The sequence below is a fragment of the Streptococcus sp. oral taxon 431 genome (assembly GCF_023115445.1).
GTDB lineage: Bacteria > Bacillota > Bacilli > Lactobacillales > Streptococcaceae > Streptococcus.
On sequence record NZ_JALDUI010000014.1, the window covers coordinates 13,341 to 33,134 of the forward strand.

The 19,794-nt window shown below is 40.0% G+C and carries 20 protein-coding genes and 1 pseudogene; 1 reads left to right on the top strand and 20 read right to left on the bottom strand.

Annotation, left to right across the window (positions count from 1 at the left end):
• Nucleotides 1–109: 109 nt before the first annotated feature.
• The 12 genes and pseudogenes from M1R56_RS07595 to tnpA all read right to left on the bottom strand — a co-directional run bounded on the left by M1R56_RS07595 (nucleotide 110) and on the right by tnpA (nucleotide 10,980).
• On the bottom strand, nucleotides 110–841 hold the full coding sequence (locus M1R56_RS07595) for an NAD-dependent protein deacylase (protein WP_248035460.1): 732 nt from the start codon (nucleotides 839–841) through the stop codon (nucleotides 110–112).
• A 230-nt stretch (nucleotides 842–1,071) separates the two neighbouring features.
• Nucleotides 1,072–1,782: a purine-nucleoside phosphorylase gene (gene deoD, locus M1R56_RS07600; RefSeq protein ID WP_045763751.1), complete on the bottom strand. Its 711-nt coding sequence runs from the start codon at nucleotides 1,780–1,782 to the stop codon at nucleotides 1,072–1,074.
• A 352-nt stretch (nucleotides 1,783–2,134) separates the two neighbouring features.
• Complete coding sequence (locus M1R56_RS07605) at nucleotides 2,135–2,845, bottom strand: type 1 glutamine amidotransferase (protein WP_248035462.1); 711 nt, start codon at nucleotides 2,843–2,845, stop codon at nucleotides 2,135–2,137.
• Entirely contained in the window at nucleotides 2,842–4,077 is a 1,236-nt protein-coding gene (locus tag M1R56_RS07610) for a chloride channel protein (protein WP_248035464.1), read from the bottom strand. Before M1R56_RS07610 ends, M1R56_RS07605 begins: the two co-directional genes overlap by 4 nt.
• Nucleotides 4,078–4,081: 4 nt before the next feature.
• Nucleotides 4,082–4,891 (bottom strand): purine-nucleoside phosphorylase, encoded by an 810-nt coding sequence (locus tag M1R56_RS07615; RefSeq protein ID WP_248035466.1) that lies wholly within the window; start codon nucleotides 4,889–4,891, stop codon nucleotides 4,082–4,084.
• Nucleotides 4,891–5,448 carry a DUF1697 domain-containing protein gene (locus tag M1R56_RS07620; protein ID WP_248035468.1) on the bottom strand — a complete coding sequence of 186 codons (558 nt, stop codon included), beginning with the start codon at nucleotides 5,446–5,448 and terminating at the stop codon, nucleotides 4,891–4,893. The genes M1R56_RS07615 and M1R56_RS07620 overlap by 1 nt, the downstream gene beginning before the upstream one ends.
• Before the next feature lies 1 nt (nucleotide 5,449).
• Nucleotides 5,450–6,661 carry a phosphopentomutase gene (locus tag M1R56_RS07625; protein ID WP_248035470.1) on the bottom strand — a complete coding sequence of 404 codons (1,212 nt, stop codon included), beginning with the start codon at nucleotides 6,659–6,661 and terminating at the stop codon, nucleotides 5,450–5,452.
• Nucleotides 6,662–6,673: 12 nt separating this feature from the next.
• Nucleotides 6,674–7,357, bottom strand: coding sequence for a ribose-5-phosphate isomerase RpiA (gene rpiA / locus M1R56_RS07630; protein WP_248035472.1), 684 nt, complete (start codon nucleotides 7,355–7,357; stop codon nucleotides 6,674–6,676).
• 105 nt (nucleotides 7,358–7,462) lie between these two features.
• The gene (locus tag M1R56_RS07635) at nucleotides 7,463–8,392 is read right to left on the bottom strand and encodes a peptidase U32 family protein (protein WP_248035474.1); all 930 of its coding nucleotides are present in this window, start codon (nucleotides 8,390–8,392) and stop codon (nucleotides 7,463–7,465) included.
• A 126-nt stretch (nucleotides 8,393–8,518) separates the two neighbouring features.
• Nucleotides 8,519–9,199, bottom strand: a complete 681-nt coding sequence (locus M1R56_RS07640; RefSeq protein WP_248035475.1) for an ABC transporter ATP-binding protein — start codon at nucleotides 9,197–9,199, stop codon at nucleotides 8,519–8,521.
• A 13-nt stretch (nucleotides 9,200–9,212) separates the two neighbouring features.
• Nucleotides 9,213–10,268: an ABC transporter permease gene (locus tag M1R56_RS07645; protein WP_248035478.1), complete on the bottom strand. Its 1,056-nt coding sequence runs from the start codon at nucleotides 10,266–10,268 to the stop codon at nucleotides 9,213–9,215.
• A gap of 196 nt (nucleotides 10,269–10,464) precedes the next feature.
• A pseudogene (tnpA, locus tag M1R56_RS07650) lies at nucleotides 10,465–10,980 on the bottom strand (IS200/IS605 family transposase).
• A gap of 445 nt (nucleotides 10,981–11,425) precedes the next feature.
• Here tnpA and M1R56_RS07655 point away from each other — a divergent pair.
• Nucleotides 11,426–11,701: a DUF3270 family protein gene (locus M1R56_RS07655; protein ID WP_001145235.1), complete on the top strand. Its 276-nt coding sequence runs from the start codon at nucleotides 11,426–11,428 to the stop codon at nucleotides 11,699–11,701.
• Nucleotides 11,702–11,810: 109 nt separating this feature from the next.
• On the opposite strand, the gene M1R56_RS07660 is transcribed toward M1R56_RS07655, so the two are convergent.
• The 8 genes from M1R56_RS07660 to M1R56_RS07695 form a co-directional block, all read right to left on the bottom strand.
• Complete coding sequence (locus M1R56_RS07660; protein ID WP_248035479.1) at nucleotides 11,811–13,145, bottom strand: HAMP domain-containing sensor histidine kinase; 1,335 nt, start codon at nucleotides 13,143–13,145, stop codon at nucleotides 11,811–11,813.
• The gene (locus tag M1R56_RS07665) at nucleotides 13,138–13,809 is read right to left on the bottom strand and encodes a response regulator transcription factor (protein WP_000590624.1); all 672 of its coding nucleotides are present in this window, start codon (nucleotides 13,807–13,809) and stop codon (nucleotides 13,138–13,140) included. Before M1R56_RS07665 ends, M1R56_RS07660 begins: the two co-directional genes overlap by 8 nt.
• Nucleotides 13,810–13,923: 114 nt before the next feature.
• Nucleotides 13,924–16,470 (bottom strand): M1 family metallopeptidase, encoded by a 2,547-nt coding sequence (locus tag M1R56_RS07670; protein WP_248035481.1) that lies wholly within the window; start codon nucleotides 16,468–16,470, stop codon nucleotides 13,924–13,926.
• Nucleotides 16,471–16,592: 122 nt separating this feature from the next.
• Nucleotides 16,593–17,033: an ASCH domain-containing protein gene (locus tag M1R56_RS07675; protein WP_248035484.1), complete on the bottom strand. Its 441-nt coding sequence runs from the start codon at nucleotides 17,031–17,033 to the stop codon at nucleotides 16,593–16,595.
• Complete coding sequence (locus M1R56_RS07680) at nucleotides 17,030–17,878, bottom strand: putative PEP-binding protein (protein WP_248035487.1); 849 nt, start codon at nucleotides 17,876–17,878, stop codon at nucleotides 17,030–17,032. Before M1R56_RS07680 ends, M1R56_RS07675 begins: the two co-directional genes overlap by 4 nt.
• 41 nt (nucleotides 17,879–17,919) lie before the next feature.
• The gene (locus M1R56_RS07685; RefSeq protein WP_248035489.1) at nucleotides 17,920–18,648 is read right to left on the bottom strand and encodes a GNAT family N-acetyltransferase; all 729 of its coding nucleotides are present in this window, start codon (nucleotides 18,646–18,648) and stop codon (nucleotides 17,920–17,922) included.
• A gap of 7 nt (nucleotides 18,649–18,655) precedes the next feature.
• Nucleotides 18,656–19,135, bottom strand: a complete 480-nt coding sequence (locus tag M1R56_RS07690) for an NUDIX hydrolase (RefSeq protein WP_248035490.1) — start codon at nucleotides 19,133–19,135, stop codon at nucleotides 18,656–18,658.
• Nucleotides 19,136–19,174: 39 nt separating this feature from the next.
• On the bottom strand, nucleotides 19,175–19,780 hold the full coding sequence (locus M1R56_RS07695; protein ID WP_248035494.1) for a DUF6707 family protein: 606 nt from the start codon (nucleotides 19,778–19,780) through the stop codon (nucleotides 19,175–19,177).
• Nucleotides 19,781–19,794: the final 14 nt, after the last annotated feature.

Here is a 19,794-nt window from a genome sequence, read left to right on the forward strand (position 1 = left end):
TATAAATCAACAATAATATTCCCCTAGAAATGAAGAGAATCGTGTTCATAGTTTCTGAGTTCGTGATACAAAAAACTGAAGGAAGTATAGTCCTACTTCTTTCAGTTTTTTATTGTCTCAATTTAGAAAATACTTCTCCGATCTTACCTTCGATAACTAAATCAGCTTGGCTATCTTGAGGGGTGCTGGACTTGTTGATAACGACAAGATTTGACCCTGAAAAATAATTGATGAGGCTAGCTGCAGGATAAACGACTAAGGAAGTTCCACCAATGATCAATAAATCTGCTTGCTGAATGACTCGGGCTGCTCGACTAAAAACATCCATATCCAGAGGTTCCTCATAAAGGGTTACGTCAGGTTTGACCACTTTACCACAATATAAACAATGAGGAACTGGACCTTCAAGTGCCAAAAAATCATCCAAATCATAAAAGTGATGACAGCCCAAACAGTAATTACGATCTGCACTACCATGCAGTTTCAAAACTTTCTGAGACCCCGCCATTTCATGCAAGCTATCAATATTTTGCGTCACAATTGCTTTTAATTTACCTGTTTTTTCTAACGACGCTAGATAATCATGTGCTAAATTTGGCTTGGCATCTGGATAGACCAGATACTTTTTGTAGAAGTCAAAAAAATCCTCTGGATAGCGTTCAAACACGGTGCGTGAAACAAGTTGCTCGGCAGTAAAATGGCGCCCCAACTTAAGACTATAAACACCATCAGAACTTCGAAAATCTGGAATATTAGACTCTGTTGAAACCCCTGCACCACCGAAAAAGACAATTCTTTGACTTTTATCTATCAGTTCCTGTAATTGTTCAATCTTATCCATTTCACCCCTCCTTAAGTTTTTTGTTCTAAAAAAGTTGAAAACCTTTAGCTTCTGTCAACCAGGCTTTCAACTTTATTTGATTATGATTTAAATGTTAAACTGACTACTTTTGGTCCTTTGACACAATTTGACGTTCTTCAAAGTCCTTATTCTCATCTATTATAGGATTGAAGCAATGAACATGCTTATCATTTTGAGAACAAGAGTAATCACATGAATGGAATCTAACTTTAGTCTGCAATCAAGGTTTCTAGACCAACCTTCATCATATCTGTGAAAGTATTTTGGCGCTCTTCTGCAGTTGTATCTTCATCTGGATTAACCAAACTATCTGAAATAGTCATGATAGCAAGAGCATCAACATGGTGTTGGGCAGCAAGATAGTAAAGGGCTGCTGCTTCCATCTCCACTGCTTTAACTCCCCACTTACCAAGCTCGATATTTTTTTCAAAGTAGTTTGAGTAAAAGACATCTGATGACAAAACATTTCCGACGTGAGTGGTCATACCGAGGTCTTTGGCAATATGATAGGCTTTATCTAGTAAATCAAAGCTAGCGATTTGTGGAAAATCATATTGAGGCCAGTCATTGCGGATAATGTTTGAGTTGGTAGCAGCTGCTTGCGCCAAGACCAACTCACGAACGTGAACATCCTCATTCAAAGAACCAGCAGTTCCGACACGGATCAATTTTTTCACACCGTAATCGACAATCAATTCACGCGCATAGATAGAGATAGAGGGCATCCCCATCCCTGTTCCCATAACAGATACACGATGGCCCTTGTAAGTTCCAGTGTAACCAAACATGTTACGGACTTCATTGAAGCATACAGCGTCTTCAAGAAAATTCTCAGCGATAAACTTCGCACGAAGAGGATCTCCAGGAAGAAGAATTTTATCAGCAATTTCACCCTGCTTAGCAGCAATATGGATAGACATAGTTTATGATACAAAGAGCGACCAGAAAGCGACTGAAAATTAGGAATCTGACGAGAAATCCTGATTTCACAGTCAGATTATCTATTTTCCGAGCTTTCCGCTCGTGTTCAAATCTGAACACACGCTCTACCTTTCTTTTTTGATATACAAGACAGGCGACAGAGAACAAAGTAAAAATAGGAAACTGGCGACGCATTGTAAATGCTAGACAGTTTATCTTTTTTACACAGTTCTCCGCCCGTATTCAGTTCAGCGAATACAGTTAACCCATCCTTTCTTTTTTAATTGAGTAATTAGAAAAGCTTTCTGCTCGTGTTCAAATTTGAACACACGCTCTACCTTTCTATTATTTTTAATTTGTTAATGAATCCAAAAATGCATAGAGTTTTGCATTCATTTCTCGATAAGCATAGTTACGAATAGCTTCAGACTTTTGAACATAAGTCAATTTTTTGCTTTGTTCTTCCAAAACTTCTTCACCATCCGCAGCAATTAAGAGCTCTACTGCTTCTGGATCAAATTCCAAATGAGCTTGGAAGGCATAGTGTTTAGGACTAAAGCGAATAATCTGACGTGGACAGCCTTGACTGGTCGCAAGGACGATAGCATCCTCTGTTAATCCCGGCATATCTCCATGCCAGTGACCAGTATTTAAAGTTTGTCCAAAAACTTTGACATGATTGTCTTTTAATCCAGCTTCAGTTAGCGTTATTGGAAAAACACCAATCTCACGCTCTGGACTATGCTCATACTCTGCGCCATAAGCAACAGACAAGAGTTGAGCACCAAGACAGACCCCAACAATATAACGATCTGCCTTCATAGCCTTTTGAATCAGCTCAATCTCTGCCTGAGGATCGTAGTATGGAAAAGTTTCCCGATCTTCATCTGGCGATTGAGGTCCCCCCATCACAATTAAGAAGTCGATTTCATCCACTGTCTCTGGTAAGGCTTCATTCTCATAGACTTTGGTCGTGGTCACTTGATGGCCACGATCCTGCGCCCATTTTAGATAAGCGCCCGGCACTTCAAAGGTTTCATGCAGTACAAAATGTACCTTCATCGTTTCTTCTCCCATCTCTTTCGAATCACGTAAGACAGACCAGCCGCAAGTACAAGCGGAATTGTCAAACTCCAAGTTTGGCCTGTAAATCCAAGGCTCAGGGCAATGGCTGTCAGAGGAGCTTTTAAGGTCGTCCCTAAAAAGACGGTCGCTCCTAGTAACATCCCTAGAGCAGGATCTAGATGAATCCCAACTGCTGTCAAAAGCAAGGTCACTAGGTAGCCAGATCCAATCCCTAAGGCAAATGATGGTGTTAAAGTTCCCCCATAAGCACCATTGCGCAAGAGGAAATAAACCAGAATCCCCTTCACTGCAAGAGCCAGTGGAAGATAAGGAATCGACTGGCTAGACAAGAGGGCTTGCGCTAGTATCTGGCCATTTCCCATAAAGATAGGGAAAAAGATTGCTAGTCCCCCCAGCACTAGAAAGGCTAGCGGAAGAGCCCAAAGAATCGACCCATTCTTCCGCCGTTTGTGACTAGCCCGCTTGGCTAGGAAAGCAAAGACCAGAGCCAAGGGAGTAACCAAGAAAGCAATCACAATAGCCTGAAAGAAACTGCTAGCCGACCATGAGACTGCGGACAGGTGATAAATAGCCTCCTGACCAATGATGGACTGAGCGACCCAGGTGGCCAGATAAGTGCTGGTCAAAACCAGTAGAAGGTTCTGCCAACTGTAGGCGAGTCCTAAAGTCTCAAAGACGAACAAGCTACTGGCAAAGGGAACTTGATAGACCGCAGCTAAACCAGCTCCAGCACCACAGACAATCAAGACTTTTCGCTCTTTGAGGGCTAGAGAAAAACCTTTCGCCAAGCGACCAGCTAGAAGAGCCCCAACCTCACGTGGTGCTCCTTCTTTTCCGACCGATGCACCTGCTCCGACAATCGCAACCTGCATCCCTGCATGAAGGAGGTGGGCTAAGAGCGCTGGTTCCCTGTCTCCAGCTAAGTCAATTTGCTGGCGAATAGACAGAATCTTATAACGCTTTTGCAAGACATACCAAAAACCAGCTGCCAAACACCCAGTCACACATAAGACCAAAAATCTACGGAGACCTCCAGCTTCTTGAAATTGCTGGAGTAAATCCGACTTATCTTGGCCAAAGGCCAGCCCTTGCACCCCTTCTAGTAGATAATGACAGGCAATTCCGACCAGACCCGTCCCTATTCCTAATGATAAAGTGGCTAGAAGCACTCTCAGTCCATAGGGAATACTTTGGAGTCGTACTCTCATAACATTACAATTCTGCAAGAATCGCTTTTAGCAAGCCTTTGAAGTCGCCTTTGACACGTTCTGTCACTTCTACTACCTCTTCGTGGTTAAGTTCTTCTTGGAATCCTGCAGCATGGTTAGTGATACATGAAATTCCTAGAACTTTCAAGCCTGAGTGGGCTGCCACAATAACTTCAGGAACAGTTGACATACCGACAGCATCTGCACCAAGAGTCTTATAGGCACGGATTTCAGCTGGAGTTTCATAAGTTGGACCGGTTACACCAATATAGACACCTTCATCAAGCTTGATACCGAGTTTTTTAGCCACTTCATGGGCAGTAGCACGATATTCTGGTGTATAAGCCTTAGACATATCTGGGAAGCGAGGACCAAAGTCATCCAAGTTTTCACCAATCAATGGGTTTTGACCAGTCATATTGATGTGGTCAGTAATAGCCATCAAGGTACCAGGACCGAACCCGATACCTCCAGCAGCATTGGTTACAATGACACCTTCGCATCCGAGAACTTTCATCACACGTACTGGGAAAGTCACGACTTCAAGAGGATTTCCTTCGTAGAAGTGGAAACGACCTTGAAGAGCTAAGACTTTACGTCCAGCAAGATCACCATAAACCAATTTACCAGCATGTCCGACTACTGTGGATTGACCCCAGTTTGGAATTTCAGAGTAGTCTACTACAACTGAATTTTCGATTTCTTCAGCAAGTTCACCGAGTCCTGATCCAAGAATCAAGCCGAACTCCGGCGCTTCAACTCCCTTTTCTTTCAAGAAAGCAGCTGTTTCATTGATTTTATCTAAAAATGTCATTAGGTATCTCCTTCTTTATGTTTTAAAAATTGACCGATTTTGTCAAAGGTTTTTGCATTGCGAATCGTAATTTGGCGATAGAAAGGCATCTTTAGCAAGTGCTTATGATAAGCTGTTTTAGAGTAGCTAGCTTCTGACAATTTACCCCAGAAGATCCCTAATTTCCCAAAATGAAGCACTTCATCGACCAGTTCCAAACTGTTCACTTTCTCGATGGCTTGATCCACATTCAAGTCCTTAGTGTAGAAGAGGATGTCCTTTCTTGCTAGGTCTTGTGACCACCAGTTTGGTAGATGACTACATTCCTCTTCGTAGTCTTCTTGACTTAACAAGGAGAAATATCGGATAAATGGATAATGTTCTTTAAAGAAATCCTGTAGACTCTCAACCAACTGAGTTCTAGGCATACTAGTATCAAAGAAAATATTCCCACTATTGATGTAGGTTTCAACATTTTCTAATCCCAACCCTGTCAATTCTTGACGAAGCTGGGCCATGACCACCTTATTCTTTCCACCGACATTGATACCTCTAACCAGTAATGCAAAGCGATTCATCTTAAACCAATTTATCTAAGAAGCTTTCACCGATCATAGCCTTATCTACGCCAAAGTTATCAGCGATTGTTGCCGAAATATCTGCAAAATGACCGATTGGTAAGTGTCCATTTCCTTTTAGTGATGGACTGTAGGCCAAAAGTGGAATATATTCACGAGTATGGTCTGTACCTGCATAAGTAGGATCATTACCATGGTCAGCAGTAATCATGAGTAGATCATCTTCTCTCATTGCTGCCATAATTTCTGGCAAGCGTTCATCAAACTCATGCAAACAATCACGATAGCCGTGTGGATCACGACGGTGTCCATATAAAGCATCAAAGTCTACCAAGTTTGTAAATGAAAATCCTTTTTCAAACTCAGGTAGTCCCATTGTTTTGACCAAGGTATCCATACCATGACTATTTGACTTATTGTGACCCATATCGTGGTTGATACCAGCACCGTTGAAGATATCGCTAATCTTACCTACTGAGTATGTGTCAATACCCGCTTCATTCAGTTTATCCAACACAGTTGGTGCAAATGGTGATACGGCCAAGTCACGACGGTTTGCAGTACGTGTGAAGTTTCCAGGCTCCCCAACATAAGGACGAGCAATAATACGTCCGAGAAGAGCTGGACGCTCAAGGGTAATTGAACGAGCATATTCACAGATACGGTAGAGTTCATCCAAAGGAATAATCTCTTCGTGAGCTGCGATTTGAAGAACTGGGTCAGCTGATGTATAGATAATCAACTCGCCAGTTTCCATTTGGCGTGGTCCAAAGTCATCGATTACAGCAGTTCCTGAGTATGGTTTGTTGGCTTCACGAATAACCTTACGTCCTGAAAATTCTTCAATCTTTGTAAGGATTTCTTCTGGGAATCCATTCCAGAAAGTATCAAACGGTTCAGTGATGTTGAGGCCCATGATTTCCCAGTGACCTGTCATAGTGTCTTTACCTAGTGACACTTCCTCAAGTTTAGTGTAGTAACCGCTAGGATTTGCTTCTGCGGGAACGGTTTTAAGCGCTGTCTCACGTTCAATGTTCCCAAGACCAATCTTAGCCATATTCGGTACATTCAAACCTACTGATTTTGAAATGTGTCCAAGCGTGTCAGATGCTCCATCTGGAACCCCTGCATTGACAAAGTTATGAGCATCTGGTGCCGCACCGATTCCTACAGAATCGAGTACCACCAAGTGAATACGTTTAAATTTTGACATCATTTGCCTCCTTTATTTCCCTTTTGTTGAAGTTAAAACCTGAACGCCAGCTTGTCCTGCAACGATCACTTTATCAACCATTTGATTAAATAAACCATGCTCAACAACACCAACCTGAAGATCCAATTGACGACCAAAAGCGATCGGATCTTCAATAACACCTAAATCAAGGTCAATGATGAAATTTTTCATATCCGTCACAAAGCGTTGGCCAGCTTTTTCACGAAAACTTGGCTTATAACCAGCTTTTTCAAAACGACGGAAAACCTGTTCTGCTCCGTATTGGACAACTTCGACAGGTAGTTTGAAAGCGCCCAGTTTCTCAACCATCTTGCTCTCATCTACCACCCAGATATACTGTTTAGTTGGTGTCGCAACTACTTTTTCCATTAGAAGTGCGCCACCGCCTCCTTTGATACCATTAAACTGACGATCCACCTCATCAGCTCCATCAACAGTCACATCAACTTCATCCACCTCATCAATAGACTTAAGCGGTATATTCAAGCCTTGTGCCTGATTCGTCGTTACACTAGAAGTCGTTACGGCTGTAATTTGAAGTCCTTCCTCCTTGATTCTACGACCAATCTCCTCTACGAAATAATAGGCAGTCGAGCCTGTTCCAAGTCCTACAACCATTCCATCGGTTACGAACTCAGCAGCCTTGATGCCTGCTATTTTTTTCAGATTTTCCACTTAAACACCTCCAAACAAAAAGCTACTTCTATTATAACATGAATACGCTTTAAATTCATCCTTGCACTAGAAAAACCCGAACATTTTATTTCGGGTTTCTGATTCTTATTTAACCATGTCAGGAGCGTAGTCATAAAATCCTGTGTCAAGGAAACGATTTTTGGGATGGAGTTTACGGACTTCCTCATCCAACAAGAAGGCTTGGTCATGCGTAAAGCTTCTCTCTTGAATCAAATTGCGCGCTTGGATAAAGAGTTTTGCAATTTCTACAAAATTTTGGCCTGGAGTGTAGAGACCTTCCAGTTTCCAGTGGGTAAATCCATGTTCTACTAGTTCTGTCAATTTGGTCATCAAATCAAGGTCATTGTTAGCAAAGATATGAGTCCCATGATTGTCTTCAAAAATAGAATAATGGCTCTCTGGGTCACTAGGCTCTGCTAAGAAGAGGTCGCGTTGACGTGTTTTTTCATCATCAATCTGAGTAAAATTATAGTAATTCTGCAAGAGTGGACGCTTAGAGTGGTGGATAACACTTGCTCCATAGACCAAAATTTCAGCAGGAATTTCCAAAATTTCAGGCATTTTAAAGAGTTCAGCTGATGGAATTTCACGAGCCAATACTGCCTCAGAAGCGCCAGCCTTTTGTCCCCAGAAATTGATCTGACGGCTGCTAGTTACCATCGTTGAGGCGTCATAGATGGTTTTAAAAGAATAACCATCGCGATTGACAACATAAAAGACACCTGCATCCCCAACAGTAATGTAGTCTGTTTTAATATCTTCCAAGAAATCAAGGAAGGGCTTGATACGATCCATCATATCCTGATGCATAAGGGCATTGACCGCTACGATCAATTCCTTACCTGCATCATGAACCAGACCAGCGATGGTTCTCAGTTCATCATAAGAAAAAGTCTTTGGCAAACGAAGTCCAAAATCTTTCTCACCAACATAGATGCGGTCAACTCCCGCCTCTAGTAATTCTTTTACTTGTTCAATGCTTTCAGCAGTTGCTGTAATAATAATCTTTTCCATAAGAAAAATTATACCACATTTCTGAAAAATCAGCTATGGGCAATCTATTTTTTAAGAAAAGTTATACTCTTCACTTTTATAAAAAGAAAAGTGAACTACCTTTACTAGAGTTCACTTTATATTCTTTTATGCTTGTATTTCTTCAACAAGGTGACCATCATTCATGATAAAGACACGGTCCACCTTATCTAGAAGTCTGGTGTCATGAGTAATCATTACCACTCCTCTTCCCTGCTCATGGGCTATAGATGCCAGCATATCCGTTACTTGATAAGCTCTTTGGGTATCAAGACTGGCTGTTGGTTCGTCAGCAAGAACGATGCTAGGATTGTTATAGAGTGCTCTGGCAATTGCTGCTCGTTGACGTTCTCCCCCAGATAAGGCCTTAGGATAATGATTTTGAACTTTGTTCAGATCCAGCAAATCAAATAACTCTTGACGGTCACTTTTCGAAGATTCGTCTTTATCTAGTCGATCAATTAAGTCTAATTGTTCCTTCACTGTTAAAAAAGGGATCAGATTTGAAGCCTGTAATATAAAACCAAATTCCTTAAACCGAAGATCTGTTTTCTCTTTTTCAGTCAAATTACCCGTTTCTGTTCCCTTTACTAAAATCTTCCCACCTGAAGGCTCCTGCAACTGTCCTAAGGTGGTCAAAAAGGTTGTTTTACCAGATCCAGAAGGACCAACTATGGCAACAAATTCACCTGCATTTAGTTGAAAGTTCGTCTCGTGTAGTGCAACGACTTTCATATTTCCTTCTCCATAGCTTTTCGTCACTTGCTTCATTTCTATCAATGGTGTCATGTAGGTCTCCTTATCATTCTGCAATAGCTGTTATTGGATCAACTTTGAGCAAACGAGGGAGAGAAATCACTCCTCCAAGTAATGCCATCAAACAAATTCCCAAACTCAATCCTAAATATGCTAACCAACTTGAATAGAAAACGAAGGTTGCAGGTAAAACAAGGATGACAGCTACAATTGCCAATAATGCTAGACCGATCCCAAAACCTGCCAGCAATATAATTTGACAAAAAAGCGACCAAACAATAGTTTTAACCTGAATTCCTTGGGCTCTCATAATTCCATAGAGGCCTAGTTTTTGAATGGTAATAATATAAATAAAAATACCAATAATAAGACCTGATATGATAATCATCGCTAAAATCATGCCTGAAAATACGTTTACTTGAGGTGTATAGCCCGGAATATGGGCAATCATGTTTTGAATGGTTAATTGACTTAAACCATCAGCAGATAGCTGAACATCATTTTTTAAGACCAAAGCAGAAATCGAGCGACCTGCATTTAGCGTACCTTGTAAGATCCAATAGCTAGTCAAATTTGTAAATACTACAGGTTCTGTAAAAAATTTATTCCCTTTCGTAAGTCCAACGATGGTATAAGAATTTTCACTTCCATTCAGTTGAACGGCATCACCAAGTTTAATTCCATAGTTTTCTAAAGACTGATCCACGACAACTTCATTATCACTTTCTGGATAATGTCCCTCAATCAAGGAAGGAGAGATAAAACTGTTCCAATCCTGTGCAAAAATAGAGATGTTTTCCTTCTCACTATCATTGACGAGATTGGTCACCGCAAACATATACCCCAAAGGTGCTGCATCTTCGGAAACCTGATCCTTATAATTCTTTTCTGGAATAAAGGAAGCTGTCAGATTATCATTTGCATAATCTGATAAAACAATTCCTGTCGCTTGCCAATTATCCACGGCTGCTCTATTATTTCTAACAAGCCCCAGAGCTAAACTTGTCATAAAAAAGACCATAAACGCTATAAGAAAGATCGTCGTTAAAATCAAACTATAACGAAGTTTATTTTTTAAAATTTCCTTGATTGCAAGATACACTGCAAATCTCCTTTTACTTTTCTAAGAGTGGAAAAAGCTCACTCAGCATCAAAAATCATAACCACCCGTCTAACGGGTGGTTTGCACCAGGGCTATAAGCCCAAATTACCAGCCAGCGCCTAAAGACGCTGGCTTTCACGTTGTTCAAGCCTCATTGCTCTTGACTCGTCACTTGCCTCTTAAAGAGGCGTGAGTATTACTTGCCACTATCCCTAAAGGGATCCTCATATTCTTTTACACTTAATTTATCTAGTGCTATATCATGCTTTACTCGTTCTCAAATTTTCATACTCGTGAAGAAATCATCCACTGGATAATTTCTTTAATCTTGAATATATTTCTTAATTGTGGCTTCATTAAGCCCTACTGTACTCACATAATAACCTTCTGCCCAGAAATGCCGATTCCCAAACTTGTACTTGAGGTTGGCGTGTTTGTCAAACATCATGAGTGCACTTTTACCTTTTAAATAACCCATGAAACTCGAAACACTTATCCTTGGTGGAATACTTACTAACATATGTACATGGTCTGGCATTAAGTGACCCTCGATAATTTCAACTCCTTTATAACTACACAAGCGATGAAATATTTCACCTAAACTACTCCGATATTGATTATAGATGACTTTTCGTCTATACTTAGGGGTGAACACAAGGTGATACTTACACATCCACTTTGTGTGTGATAAACTATGAGACTTTTGTACCATGGTTTTCTCCTTTCGCTTTACAATTGGCTTGAACACCTTTATTGTATCGCGTTTGGAGTTTTTTTGGTATAACCTTCGACGCGCACCCGCATAGCGGGTGGTTTATTTGTCTCGCACCTCACGGAGCGAGACGGACTAATAGTCACATAATAAAAGACAGAAAAATCTGTCTTTCATGCAAATCTTTTCATTCATCCTACAAAGTGGTTCTAAATCTACGGAAACAACCAGCAATTGCTACTTATATTTATTTCGCTTCCTCATTACAAAAACTTGAACAGACAAGATGTTTTGAGTTGTTCACCCATCGTATCACCTTTGGGTAAGAGTGTCAAGAAATTTGTTTCATCATTTGAAAACAGACCTTATTCTTTTTGTAACCTTACTGTAATAATTTTTTTCTTGAAAAATGGTAAAATGAAAGAGTACTGTTAAGGAGAGAATCATGCCCGTAAGAAAATATCAATCGTATGAGTTTGAAGAAGAGGAAACTCAAACAACGCTATACCAAGACTATGTTCCAGAAACCACTTCCGTTGCTAGTTTGAAGGAAGTTCTTTTCTTTGTAAACATTGCTTGTTTTTGCGTCTTTTTAGCCTTGTTTAGCTTTATCTTTTTAGCCCTCAAGTTTAATACAGTTCTGGCTTTTAGCCTAGCAATTGCCTTGAGTTTAGCGGCATCAAACTTTCAACGTTCAATGATTAAGAAGAAATTATATTAGATTCAAAAGGTCGGGATTTTTGTCCCGACCTATTTTTTCTACGATAGCTAAAGAGCTGCGACTAGAAAAGCGATACTTGGTCTACCGCTTTCTAAGTCACAGCCTTTTTTTATTTATTTTTACGCTTGGATGGTGTTTGAATGGCGATTTTTACTTCAAAAATCGTACCATGAGGTTTGTTATCCTTAACACTGATGGTTCCTTTTAAGGCATCAACAATCTGTTTAGCTAAGGACAAACCTAACCCAAAGCCACCTTTTTGGCGAGTACGAGCTTTGTCAACCCGATAAAAGCGATCAAAAATTTTCTTTTTATCTGCTGCAGAAATACCAATTCCATCATCAGCTACTGACAAATAGAGATTACGCTCCGTCGTAGCAATGACAAAATGAATATCTCCTTCTTCTTCTGTGTACTTGACAGCATTGTCAAACAAGATAGTCATCAGTTGCTTAAGAAGCAGCTTATCTGTTATGATGGTCCGATGAATTCGATTTTCAAAATGAAAAGCACGATTATTTTCAGAAGCAATCATTTCATAGTTGGTAAAGGTTGTGTTAAAGAAATCCGGCTCTACCTCTCCTAACTCCGGTTTAATGCCGTCATCACGACGAGCTAAATTAAGTAGATTAGTCGTTAAAAAGCGCATGTTCCGAACTTCTTCTAGACTGGAGGCAATACTCTCACTTGACTCCATAATGGTTGCCTCAGGTTTTCTGAAAAGAGTCTCTAGACGATTTTGGAGAACAGCCAATGGAGTTCGTAACTCATGACTGGCATTTTCCACAAAGCTCTGTTGCTTTTGCATGCTCTCAAGCAAGGGTTTTACACTAACACGCGCAAGATAAAGGCTGGCAAGGATGGATAAAATCCAGAAGCTAGCCATGACTACCACGATTAATTGCTCATGATTTTGACTGATTTGCTCTATCTGAGTGGTATTCATCAAAACTGCTGCATACTTGATATTGGTCGAGACAGAATCGATATTTATTTCAGATAGAATCACTCGGTAAATCTCGTCCTGACCGTAACTATTCTGAACATGAAGTTGTCGAATATGATTCAAATCCTTTTTATTAAAAGTAATCTTGTCAAGACCTAAAAAGCGGTTGCCAGTCACTAATTGATTCAAATTTGAATCTAGCAATATCACTTCTGTATTGGAACTGACCGTTGGTTTTTTATCCGTTGATGGAGGAACGGATTGACTATTGAGATCTTTGACTTCATCTGTTGCTCGATTGACAGCCAACTGGATGACATCTTGAGGATTGCCACTGAGAGACAGAAGCTTCTCATCTACTGAGGTGTAGAGACTGGAGTGCATAACCTGCAAGATAATCAAGGTCATAGCAGAGAAAATCAGAGTAAATACTCCAAAGTTACGGATAAAATAACTGAAATCCTCCGCATACCAATTCTTTTTAAATTTATTAAACATGTTTTAAAATATACCCAACACTACGCAAGGTTTGGAGGTTTTCAGCAAAGACTGATCCCTTTAATTTCTTACGAACTTTTGATACGTAAACCTCTACGACAGAGATAGTTGTATCACTATCGAATCCCCATAAACGGTCAAAAATCTGGGTTTTGGGTAAGATAACATTTTGATTTTGGAGGAAATAAACCAAGAGATCAAATTCTTTACCTAATAGTTCAACAACAGTATCATTAACTCTAACCTCATTGGTAGATAGATTTACAGTCAAATCACCATAAGAAAGAGTATTTTCGTTGAACTTACCAGAACGTTTAAGCAGGGCCTGAATACGCATCTTGAGTTCTTCTAGGTAGAATGGTTTTGTTAGATAATCATCTGCCCCAAGCTCAAATCCATGACCTTTGTCATCGAGACTTTCCTTGGCTGTCATGATCAGAACAGGAGTCGAAATACCTTTTTCACGCAATTCTTTCAAGACTTGGAATCCATTTTTTTCAGGTAACATCAAGTCCAATAAAATCAAGTCATAAACACCACTTTCAGCCTCATAAAGACCTTCTTCTCCATCAAAAACCTGCATGACATCCGCAAAATCATCCAGAAAGTCAAAGACTGAATTTGACAGGCCTAGGTCATCTTCCACTAATAGAATCTTGATCATCAAAAATTCCTCCTTATTATACCTATTATAGCAAAAATATCTTAAAAAAAACTCAACTTCCCTTGTTTTTCCAATAGAAAGTTGAGTTTTTGTAATCTAGTTAGACTAGAATCCTTAAGCTTTGCTATATTGAGCAACAGCTGCTTCAACTGCCGCTTTTTCACGCTTGATCAATTCAACGCGTGCTGCGATTTCCTTGATGCCCATACCGATGTTACGGCTAAGGGCAAGGTCAGAAAGTTGTGGCTCAAAGAAGGCCTTGTATTCTGTCAAGCGTTGCTCTGTCTTAAATACATGGGCAGGCAGAATAACAAAGCTATCAAAGCTCATATCTCCACCAAGAGCAGCCTTAATCCAAGCCCAGTTTTCACGCGCCCAAGACCACGCTGTTTCCTGGGTTGCTTGATGACCTAAGAACTGATAATACCATGCAGACAAATCTTGAGGTTTCACCACAAATTTATCCTTCCAAGAAGCAATCAAGGTTTGGATATTATCCGCATCTGTACTGTAGGCAAGAGCAGCTGCCAATTGGCGTTTAAAGGCGGCATCTGTGGCATGAGTATAAAGATCGAGATAAGTTGCGACCAATTCCTTAGTCTCATGGTGTTTCATTTCATTGATGAGAACTTGTGAACGAATAGCTGCTGGAAGTCCTGAAAGATTATCCTTGTGGGCTTCGAAAATTTGGCTAGCAACTTGACTGGCTTCCTCGTCATTTGAACGAATCATCATGGAAATTGTCAATTGACGAACCAATTCATCTTCATCAGATTCACCCTCTTTAGCTTCAAAGCCAAGACGGTCATAGTTGTAACGAGCCAGTTTAGCAATAAGGGCTTTAAAGGCTTTTTCTGCCTCTGTTCCTTCATCGATAAAGCGATCAAGCGCTCCGATAACTTGTGAAACTGCTGAAACAACGAGATAAGATTCTTCTTGTGCTAATTGATCCACTACTGGAAGCAAGTCTGCATAAGAAATGTGCCCTGCTTCAGCAAGCAAACGACGTTCTTGGACGATTTGAAGTTTACTTGTGTTATCAAGTTCTACTAGGTCTGCAAGCACAGCATCAAGTAATTGACCTTGATAGTCTGTAATGTAGTGGGCTGTATTTTCAGTGTTGAAACGAAGTGCTCCTTCATTTTCAGCAAGAAGTGCTGCATAGCCAGGAATTTCGATACTTTCAGTTTCGAGAGTATCTGGTACTCCTTTCCAGTTGCTGTTAAGTGGCACTACCCAAAGTCGGTTTTTATCTTCGTGTTCACCGATGAAGAATTGTTTTTGTGAAATCTTCAAAACATCATTTTCAACTGTGGCAGTAAGGACTGGATAACCAGGTTGCTCCAACCAAGAATCCATGAAGGCTGCTACATCACGACCAGATGCTTGTCCGAGAGCATTCCAAAGGTCACGACCAATAGTATTTCCGTATTGGTGTTTTTCAAAGTAAGCATGCAAACCTTTGGCAAAATCAGCATCCCCTAACCAACGACGAAGCATGTGCATGAGGCGACTTCCTTTGGCATAGACGATAGCTCCATCAAAGAGAGTATTGATTTCATCTGGGTGTTTGACTTCAACGTGAACAGATTGAACGCCATCCGTCGCATCGCGTTCAAGAGCCAGAGGTACTCCACCTGTTTGGAAATCTTCAAAGATATTCCAACTTGGCTCGATGGCATCCACACAGACGTATTCCATCATATTCGCGAAGCTTTCATTGAGCCAGAGGTCATCCCACCACTTCATAGTTACAAGGTTACCAAACCATTGGTGAGCAAGTTCGTGAGCAATGACAAGAGCTACCTGTTGACGGCTGGCAAAGGTTGAGTTTTCATCAACAACCAAGTAAACTTCACGGTAAGTTACCAGACCCCAGTTTTCCATAGCACCAGCTGAGAAGTCAGGAAGGGCGATGTGAAGAGACTGAGGAATTGGATACTTGACTCCGTAGTAATCTTCGTAAAACTCGATTGAGCGAACAGCGATGTCTAATGAGAAATCAAGATTTGAAAGTGGATGGGCCTTGGTTGAGTAAACACCTACCAAAGTACCATTTTTAGTTTTAGCAGTTACCCCTTGCAAATCACCAGCAACGAAAGCTAGCAAGTATGAGGACATACGTGGAGTTGTCTCAAATTTCCAGATGCCAGTTTCCTTACGGTTTTCAACGTTAATCTCAGGCATGTTTGACAAGGCAATTTCGCCTGCTGCTTGGTCAAAACGAAGAGCTAGGTCAAAGGTTGCTTTGGCTTCTGGCTCATCCACACATGGGAAGGCTTCACGGGCAAAGTGGCTCTCAAACTGAGTAGACAAGACTTCCTTCTTAACTCCATCAACTGTGTAGTAAGATGGGTAAATCCCTGTCATGTTATCTGTGATCTTACCTGAAAAAGCGATGACCAAATCAACTGAACCTGCTTCTGTAAGTTCGATATGAAGAGCTTCGTTTTCATTATCAACTGTAAATGGACGAGCTTGACCTGCTACTTCAACAGAAGCAATTTCCAAGTCTTTTTGGTGAAGGGAAATACGGTCACTTTTAGCTTGACCAGTAATAGTTACTTTTCCTGAAAACGTCTTAGTCTCACGACTCAAGTCTAAAAACAAATCATAATGTTCAGGAACAAATTTTTCGATATAATGTTCTACTGCTTGCATCATATTCTCCTATTCTAAATTTATGAGCATATGCTCTAGTTCAAACATACCTATTTTATCATATTTTAAGTCAGAAAAAAGCTTTGGACGGTGATTTCCAAAACTTTCTTCTTACTAGTAGTCTAGAGAGGGTAGACCTTGCGAAATTCTTCCAAAACAACCTTGCTGTCAGGTGTAAAAGTCAGACCTGTTTCTCCTAAGCAGTCTTTGAAAAAGTCTTCATGAACCTGACGCCAATAGGCTAAAGATTTGTCTCCCTCACCTTCCTTGTAGGCATGGTCGGCTGAAACCTGATGGAAAGGCTGAACGGAAACCTTTGTAATTTCAATAATGCAGATAGCTTGATCCTTACTGTCTAAAATAACATCAAAGGTCCCTTCTTGTGGAAGGGGTTCGTCCTCTAGTGCATAGAGGTCGTAAGCTGAGGCTGTCGCTGTTTTTTCGCCTTTAAAGACCAGTTCCGCTAAAAGGTCTGGATCCACTCCAAAGGCCCAGGCATCTATCTCATCTCCGATAGAGAGGTTGATTTTCTTGTAGGCATTCCACATTTCTTGCGGTGTCATGGGTTGCTCCTTTGTATTTTTTTACTTTCTTCTTTTACACGTTTGAGATGATCTGGATGGTCAATCTCTAAATTAAAAATCTCTGGAATAGAACTGTAGTGGATAATGCACTCAATCCCCATCTGATTCATTTTTTGTATGAAAGAAGGATTCAGATAGCCTGCTACAGCGAAATCTATCTTTTTCATCCTTGCCTTATCCTGCATCTGTCTCAGCATTTCTAACATAATGGGACTTTCCATATCATGCCATTGACTGTTTCTTACAGTCGCAAAAATAAATGAAGTCAAATCGTTCATTCCCACTACAATCTTTGAAATACCCGTTTCCAGTATCCTGTCTAAGTCAAAATACGCTGACGGTAATTCAATCATTATTCCAACTTTTCCAGTAAAACAATGCTGGCGCAATACTCTAATAGCTTGTTTTAACTGTTCAGCATCATTGACAAAAGGAAAAATAACAGACAGATTGGGATTGGTTTGATAAACTTCTGTAACGACATGTGCCTCAGCCTGAAATTCATCTGAACACGCCAATAAACGCCTAGTCCCTCTATATCCAAATAAGGGGTGGCGTTCGTCAAAATACTCTTTAGTCCCGTCTAGACTATTTGCTTCTGCATTTGTTAACTCTGAAAAGCGATACCAGACTTCTTCATCTGAGTACAAATGGCAAATAGTGTCTAAATAATCTTTTACAAATTGCTGACAACTTGGTAACAGGATGTTTTGATTGAGCTCTCTCAACAAGTATTCGCCACGAATCATACCAACATGATGAAATAGTTGTGGGTAAATTTTTTCAAGAATTTTTTCGCCACTAAGAGCCAGTTGATTTTGCATGTCCATTCACCTCGTCTTAAAAGATACAATATCAGATATCATTATATGACGCTTTCATCTAGTTCAAAAGCTTCATAAGGTTCAACTAACTCATATCCTAAAAATTCTGCTACTTTTTTGGAAGCCTCGTTATGAGCATCCCAAAGAGGAAACATATCTCTATTTAAACTCTCTAGAATCATTGCAGCACCAAGCTTTTTAGCAAAGCCATTTCCTTGTTCGTTTGGTCTAGTTGCAACTTCCACTTCAACTGCTCCACGGTAAACTAACCCTGAGGAAATCCCAGCAATCAGTTCTTTATTTTTAAGAACCACAAAGCCAAATCCACCTTTTAAAGAAAAATCCTGATAGGACTCAAAATCTCCCTTTAAATCTTGTGACCATTCTTCCTCAAAAAAGCAGTTATAAATATGATTATCAATAGGCACAATATTGTAACCTTCCTCTAAATGACTAACTAGATCATTTAGAAATTCAACTTGAAAATTTGCCTTATCCTTAAAAGAATAGCGAGTAAAAGAAATTAGCTCCACTTTCTGATGCAGAAAATCTTGCCAATTGGTATTTTCTGAAATAATAATCTTATAATCTAAACCATATTGCCTAACAAAATCTTCCCAAAATCTGGAATTCAACTCTCCTGCTAGGTATAGAAAATTCCCAACATCATAAAAGCTTGTTGTCCTATCACTGTTTCGGTAGACAGTTCCGATTTGAGATTTAAGACCATAGAAAACCATATTTTTCTTCCATGTTTTAAATAGTTCCATTATCCCCCTACTTCACCTTCCAATTACTATAGCTTGTCCGTTCTAATTCTGGAAATCCTAATAACTCTGCCTTCACCTTCAATACTAAGGGTGAGGCATTTTCTTGGGTAATTTGCTCAAGAGGAAGCCAAATTGCCTTTGCTGAATCGTTACTTCCATCAAGAACTTCATGAGGAAGGGATTTTTGAGAGCCTTCTAAATCAAGTACTATATCATAAAAGGCCATGATATGATGTACTGCGAAGTCTTGCCCTTCTTCTTGAACCAGCACATCATAAATCCTAGGATTTGAGTAACTGTTAAGTGTATATCCTGTTTCTTCCAGAACTTCTCTCTTGAGGGTTTCTGTCAAACCCTCACCGAGTTCCTGACTACCACCAGGTAAATCAAAACGATGCTGATAAGGCCCTCTCGTTTTCTCAATGCAAAGCAATTTCCCGTCTTGAAGACAGATTCCGTAGACACCAAAGTGATGTTTGATTTCCATTTTCCACTCTTTCTAAAAGTCCAAGATTGCTAGAACACCTTATCCCTTAAAAGGAAAGAGGCTATAGATCTCATGCTCCTTAATATACTTCTTTAGTATCTCTATATTCTCTTCGATTCTTGCTTGGATATCTGTCTCTTCACACGTTGACTCAGCAATAAAGAGGTGAATTTTCAATAAATCTGTCAAGTATAGCAAACGGCGTTCCATTTCCGATTCAGGACTTGAAGCTTGCTCGATTTTTGCAAGCTTTTGCTCCAAGCTATCACCATTTAAAAATCTCTGATGAACTCTCCTTCTTATTTTTTGAGTGGATTCCTCCCCTTGTTTTAACGGAGACAAAAGGAGTTTTTTATAGGCAGATAGCTTATTTTCTGTTTCTCTTTCCATATAGGCCAATAAAACCAGAGAACTATCAACAAAGGTCCAAGTGTTATAATTTCCTTCAAATGGGACTTGAATGACACTCTCCAATAATTTCTTAGACATTTCCTCTTGACTATCCAGATAAAGTAGATAGGCCAGATGATTCAGCGACTCGAGATAGCTAGCTTGGGTTTTCTTATTCTTTTTTAAAATTTTATCTAAATAGAGATGTAGATCTGGATGTTTTTCCATTTGTTCAACTACTTCTGGTAGCTTCATTTGAAATCCTTTCT